This window comes from Bradyrhizobium sp. PRIMUS42 (genome assembly GCF_023006515.1).
Lineage (GTDB): Bacteria > Pseudomonadota > Alphaproteobacteria > Rhizobiales > Xanthobacteraceae > Bradyrhizobium.
Genome location: NZ_JALBGZ010000595.1, coordinates 1 through 3,876, shown reverse-complemented (window position 1 = coordinate 3,876; position 3,876 = coordinate 1). Strand labels below are relative to the sequence as shown.

The 3,876-nt window shown below is 64.7% G+C and carries 4 protein-coding genes; all 4 read right to left on the bottom strand.

The window, feature by feature from the left end:
* On the bottom strand, positions 1-201 hold a 201-nt coding region (locus tag MOV75_RS30045), incomplete at its 3' end, for an NAD(P)-binding domain-containing protein (RefSeq protein WP_247007136.1).
* 25 nt (positions 202-226) lie between these two features.
* Positions 227-1,294, bottom strand: a complete 1,068-nt coding sequence (locus MOV75_RS30040; RefSeq protein WP_247007135.1) for an enoyl-CoA hydratase/isomerase family protein — start codon at positions 1,292-1,294, stop codon at positions 227-229.
* Complete coding sequence (locus tag MOV75_RS30035; protein WP_247007133.1) at positions 1,291-2,436, bottom strand: isobutyryl-CoA dehydrogenase; 1,146 nt, start codon at positions 2,434-2,436, stop codon at positions 1,291-1,293. Before MOV75_RS30035 ends, MOV75_RS30040 begins: the two co-directional genes overlap by 4 nt.
* A 117-nt stretch (positions 2,437-2,553) precedes the next feature.
* Positions 2,554-3,876 (bottom strand): CoA-acylating methylmalonate-semialdehyde dehydrogenase (locus tag MOV75_RS30030; protein ID WP_247007132.1); only part of this gene is annotated, 1,323 nt, incomplete at its 5' end.

Sequence of the window (3,876 nt, the reverse complement as noted above, 5' to 3'; positions counted from 1 at the left end):
CAAGGCGATCGAGCTCGGCACCAAATGGGAGCTTGCTGATCGCCACCTGCTGGTGACCGGTGCGCTGTTCCAGACCACCAAGGACAACGCGCGCGAGGCCTCGACGAGATCGAACGCCACCACCTTGTGGCCGGCCTTGACCAGATTGGCCGCCATCGGGCCTCCCATGTTGCCCAGACCAATGAATGCGATCGTGGCCATTGTCGTTTCCTCCGCTGTCGTGTTGTTAGCTGAACTTCAGCTCGTCGGCGCCGATCTCGGCGAGATACGGCGCAAGCATCTGCGGCGTCACATCCTCGATCCGTGGCGGCGACCAGCTCGGATTGCGGTCCTTGTCGATCACGGCGGCGCGCACGCCTTCGCGAAAGTCGTCGCTGCGGAAGACTTCCAGCGCAGCCCGATATTCGCGCACCAGACACTCCTCCAGGCTTGAGGCGATTCGCGCGAGCCGCAACAGCTTCAGCGTCACCACCATGCCCCGCGGAGATTTTTCGTTGAGCGTCTTCAGCGTGGCCAGCGCAAATTCCGAGCCGTCCCGTTTCAGCGCAGCAAAAATGTCGTCCATGCGATCGAAACCGAACAATGCATCGATCGCAGGCTCCTTTGCGGCCACCGGCCCCGCGGTCTCCCCGGTCTCAAAACCGCTGATGAGCTTGCTGACATCGGCTGCGGTCACGCCCTTCCGAACTTTCGTGAGCGCCTCGCGCAGCTCCGGCCATTCAGCCGCCGGCACAACCGCATCCGCGAACTTTGCGTGGATCGCGTCGGGGCCGTTCATGGTCTGGCCGGTCAGGCCAAAATAAGTGCCGATCTCGCCGGGCGAGCGCGACAGCAGCCAGGTGCCGCCGACATCGGGGAAGAAGCCGAGCCCGACCTCGGGCATGGCCAACCTGGTGCGATCGGTGACGACACGATGGCTGGCATGGCCTGACAGCCCGACGCCGCCGCCCATCACGAGGCCGTCCATGAACGCCACATACGGCTTCGGATATTTCGCGATCCGCGCATTCATGACGTATTCCTGGCGCCAGAACCGCGCGCCGAGATCGCCGCCTTCGCGCGAGCTCTCCCAGAGGCCGCGAATGTCGCCGCCGGCGCAGAGGCCGCGCTCGCCGGCGCCTTCCAGGATGATCGCGGCGACATCAGGATCGGTTTCGAACGTGTCGAGCGCCGCGTCGATGCCGATGGACATCTCCAGCGTCATTGCGTTGATCGCCTTGGGGCGGTTGAGGCGGATCACGCCCGCCGCGCCCTCGCGACGAACGATGAGATCACCCTCTTCCACTGCATTCATCGCGCGCCCTCGATCAGTTTGCGCGCCACGATCAGCCGCATGATTTCATTGGTGCCTTCAAGGATCTGGTGCACGCGCAGATCGCGCACGATCTTCTCGATGCCGTATTCGCTCAAGTACCCATAGCCGCCGTGGAGCTGGAGGGCGTGGTTGGCGACTTCGAAGCCGACGTCGGTGCCGAACCGCTTGGCCATCGCACACAGCATGGTGGCATCAGGGTCCTTGCGATCCAGCGCGGCGGCAGCGCGCCACAGGAAGGTGCGAGCAGCCTCGAGCTCGATCGCCATGTCGGCAAGGCGGAATTGCAGCGCCTGGAATTCGTCGAGCCGCTTTCCGAACGCCTTGCGCTCCTTCATGTAGGCGCGCGCCTTGTCGAGCGCGGTCTGCGCACCACCAAGCGAGCACGCCGTGATGTTGAGGCGGCCGCCGTCAAGGCCGGCCATCGCGATCTTGAAGCCGATGCCCTCCCCGCCGAGGCGATTGGCGACCGGCACGCGCGCGTTCTCGAACATGACGGCGCGGGTCGGCTGCGCATTCCAGCCCATCTTGCGTTCATTGGCGCCGAAGGAGACACCGGGCGTCTTGCCGTCGATGACCAGGGTCGAGATGCCGCCGGGGCCATCGCCGCCGGTGCGCACCATCGCAACCAGCAGATCGGTGCCGCCAGCCCCTGAGATGAACTGCTTTTGGCCGTTGAGGACGTAATGATCGCCATCACGCACCGCACGGGTGCGCAGCGCTGCCGCGTCCGAGCCGGCTCCCGGCTCGGTCAGGCAATAGCTCGCGATCAGCTCCATGGTGCAAAGCTTTGGCAGCCATGTGTGGCGCTGGGTGTCGCTGCCGAAGGCATCGATCATCCAGCTCGCCATGTTGTGGATGGAGATGAAGGCCGAGGTGGTCGGGCAGCCCGTCGCCAGCGCCTCGAAGATCAGCGCCGCGTCGAACCGCGTCATCGCGGATCCCCCGACATCGTCGCGGATGTAGATGCCGCCCATGCCGAGCGTTGCCGCCTCGCGCATCACGTCGACGGGAAAATGCTTCTCCTCGTCCCAGCGCAACGCGTGCGGCGCGATCTTTTCCGCCGCAAACGCCAACGCCATGTCGCGAATTGCGATCTGATCCTCGTTCAGAGCGAACTGCATGCTGGGCTGCTCATTTTTCTCGTCATTGCGAGCGAAGCGAAGCAATCCAGACCGTCTCAGCGGAAAGATGCTGGATTGCTTCGTCGCAAGGGCTCCTCGCAATGACAGCCGAGGAACTTACTTCATCAGCGGGATCGAGAACTCCGCACCTTCCTTGACGCCGGACGGCCAGCGTGAGGTTACCGTCTTGGTCTTGGTGTAGAAGCGGACCGCGTCCGGGCCGTGCTGGTTGAGATCGCCGAAGCCCGACTTCTTCCAGCCGCCGAAGGTGTAATAGGCAATCGGCACCGGGATCGGCACGTTGATACCGACCATGCCGACGTTGACCTTGGCCGCGAAGTCGCGCGCGGCGTCGCCGTCGCGGGTGAAGATGGCAACGCCGTTGCCGTAGTCATGGTCCGACGGCAACGCCAGCGCTTCCTTGTAGTCGTGCGCACGCACGACCGAGAGCACGGGGCCAAAGATCTCTTCCTTGTAGATCCGCATGTCCTTGGTGACGTTGTCGAACAGCGAACCGCCGAGATAGAAGCCCTTCTCGTAGCCCTGCATCTTGAAGCCGCGGCCATCGACGGCGAGCGTGGCGCCTTCCTTGATGCCGATGTCGATGTAGCCCTTGACCTTCTCGACCGCCTCGCGCGTCACCAGCGGACCGTAATCGGCCGACGGATCGATCGAGGTACCGATCTTGAGCGACTCGACGCGCGGGATCAGCTTTTCCATCAGGCGGTCGGCGGTGGACTTGCCGACGGGAACGGCGACTGACACGGCCATGCAGCGCTCACCGGCCGAGCCGTAGCCGGCGCCGATCAGCGCGTCGACCGCCTGGTCCATGTCGGCGTCGGGCATGATGATGGCGTGGTTCTTGGCGCCGCCGAAGCACTGGCAACGCTTGCCGGTCTGCGCCGCACGCTCATAGATGTACTGCGCGATCGGCGTGGAGCCGACGAAGCCGACGGCCTTGATATCGGGATCGTCGAGGATGGCGTCGACCGCTTCCTTGTCGCCGTTGACGACGTTGAGGATGCCGGCGGGCAGGCCCGCCTCGATCATCAGCTCGGCTAGCAGCATCGGCACGCCGGGATCGCGCTCGGACGGCTTCAGGATGAAGGCGTTGCCGCAGGCGATCGCAGGCGCGAACTTCCACATCGGGATCATCGCCGGGAAGTTGAACGGCGTGATGCCGGCGACGACGCCGAGCGCCTGCCGCATCGAATAGATGTCGATGCCCGGGCCGGCGCCTTCGGTGTACTCGCCCTTCATCAGATGCGGGATGCCGCAGGCGAATTCGGCGACTTCGAGGCCACGCTGGATGTCGCCCTTGGCATCGGGCACGGTCTTGCCGTGCTCGCGCGCCAGCAGCTCGGCGAGCTTGTCGTAGTCGCGCTGCACCAGCTCGACGAATTTCATCATGACGCGGGCGCGGCGCTGCGGGTTGGTGGC

Coding starts and splice junctions, on each gene's coding strand:
- MOV75_RS30040 (WP_247007135.1), bottom strand. CDS start 1,294: ATGAATGCAGTGGAAGAGGGTGATCTCATCGTTCGTCGCGAGGGCGCG.
- MOV75_RS30035 (WP_247007133.1), bottom strand. CDS start 2,436: ATGCAGTTCGCTCTGAACGAGGATCAGATCGCAATTCGCGACATGGCG.